This is a genomic window from Romboutsia sp., assembly GCF_035470145.1.
In the GTDB taxonomy this organism is placed as follows: Bacteria; Bacillota; Clostridia; order Peptostreptococcales; family Peptostreptococcaceae; genus Romboutsia_D.
In genome coordinates, this window is the sequence record NZ_DATIRC010000432.1 from 1 (window position 1) to 1,504 (window position 1,504).

Consider the following 1,504-nt stretch of genomic DNA (forward strand, 5'->3'; position numbering starts at 1 on the left):
AAAGAGGTTTGGGATAATTCTCCGGCTGGGTTAATTATAAGAAATCCGGCTTTTGATGTTACAAGAAGAGAATTTATTCATGGAATAATATGTGAAGAAGGAATAATTTCTCCACATTCAATAAATGAAGTAATTTTTCGCAAATATCCTTGGGTTTTAGATGTTTACTGATTCGATTCTTTTTCTTTACTTCCTGGTTTTATGATTCTAATTTTTTGATCTAAGGCGATCAATTTTTCCTCTAATTTCCTCATTTTAGTTGCATAACGTTGAAGTCTTTTTCCATCTATTCCAATCCATAACGCAAGAACTACACCAGAGATTCCTACAATTATGTAATAAATGTAAAGTGTTGAAATCCAATTTTCCACTTTTCCCCACACATAGTTTAAAGCATATATTGTCGCGAAAAGCATTATTAAAAAATTTATTAAATGAAAACCAGCTAAGAAACTTCGTATTCTCAATAGTTTTTCACGACATAAATATTATATTTTGATTTTAGCTTAAAGTTTTACTGAGTTAAACTCAAGTTTTTAAATCGTTTTTTATTTAATATTAAAGCAAGACTTATCAGAAGTCCATAAGATTTTTAGCCATTCTCGCTTAGATATATTAACGGAGATTATTGATGCGAACATTAAGGGAAATTAGAAATAAAATCTCTGACTTAGAAAAAGAGAAATCTGAACTTAATGCAGAAATAGAAGCCCTCCGAGAAAAAGCAGAAACAAAAGCAGACTCTCTTGAACAAGAAGTAGCAGAATTACGAAAAGAAGCAGAATCTCTAAAAGAACTTCTTGAAACATATTAACGAAATTAGGAAAACAATCAATCTTCTGACTAAAATACAAAACTCGCAGAGATTAATAATTCATGGACCTAATCTAGTTGTTCTGTGAATTTCTTATTCTATATTTATCCCTTTTGCTCTAAGTGCTAGTTTAATTTTTTCCACATCATTTCTTAATAATCTAATCTATCGAATAACTTCATTTAATGTAGTGGGGGCAATTCCTCCTAATCCTGGAGATAGATCAGAAGGTTTTTTCTTTCTTCCGATAAAATCATCAGGTTTGTATATTTCACCCAAAAATTTCACCTCACATAGATTATTATATAGACATTGGAACCTAAAAGGTTGAACTAATTTTAATTAGTTAAATTCACAATGCATTTTCTAATTGAATAAAATTCGATTTATGGTGGACCGAGCGGGAATTGAACCCGCGGCCTCCTGAGTGCAAGTCAGGCATTCATACCAGACTGAACTATCGGCCCACTGTTTTGTTTTCTTTGTTTGATGATAGATGCTAGATTTAGTTATTTCTGATTTATATTCTGTTTGGGTGTTTACATCCTACAATTTAATATTTTTTAGATTTTAAGGATAAAAGTAGTAGCTCTTGTTCCATTTTAAATATTTGATTTGTGAAAATCAAACTGGATTTCTTTTTTAATATAAAACAGAAAGTAGTATCCCAACCAAAATAAAACTGAGCCA

Annotated in this window: 3 protein-coding genes and 1 tRNA gene; 2 read left to right on the forward strand and 2 right to left on the reverse strand. The window is 30.5% G+C overall.

Annotation, left to right across the window (positions count from 1 at the left end; all coding sequences use genetic code 11):
• The first annotated feature begins 33 nt into the window (after window positions 1–33).
• On the forward strand, window positions 34–171 hold the full coding sequence (locus VLM92_RS17435) for a hypothetical protein (protein WP_414708168.1): 138 nt from the start codon (window positions 34–36) through the stop codon (window positions 169–171).
• On the opposite strand, the gene VLM92_RS16840 is transcribed toward VLM92_RS17435, so the two are convergent.
• Window positions 165–416: a hypothetical protein gene (locus VLM92_RS16840; protein WP_325277479.1), complete on the reverse strand. Its 252-nt coding sequence runs from the start codon at window positions 414–416 to the stop codon at window positions 165–167. The two genes, VLM92_RS17435 and VLM92_RS16840, sit on opposite strands and share 7 nt — an antisense overlap.
• Window positions 417–631: 215 nt before the next feature.
• On the opposite strand from VLM92_RS16840, the gene VLM92_RS16845 reads away from it, so the two are divergent.
• Window positions 632–814 (forward strand): hypothetical protein, encoded by a 183-nt coding sequence (locus tag VLM92_RS16845; RefSeq protein WP_325277480.1) that lies wholly within the window; start codon window positions 632–634, stop codon window positions 812–814.
• A gap of 389 nt (window positions 815–1,203) precedes the next feature.
• Here the strand turns inward: VLM92_RS16845 and VLM92_RS16850 are convergent.
• Window positions 1,204–1,281 (reverse strand) — tRNA-Ala (locus VLM92_RS16850).
• Window positions 1,282–1,504: the final 223 nt, after the last annotated feature.

Excerpts from the sequence above, each read along its gene's own strand:
- VLM92_RS16845 (WP_325277480.1), top strand. The coding sequence starts at position 632 with ATGCGAACATTAAGGGAAATTAGAAATAAAATCTCTGACTTAGAAAAA.
- VLM92_RS16840 (WP_325277479.1), bottom strand. The coding sequence starts at position 416 with ATGCTTTTCGCGACAATATATGCTTTAAACTATGTGTGGGGAAAAGTG.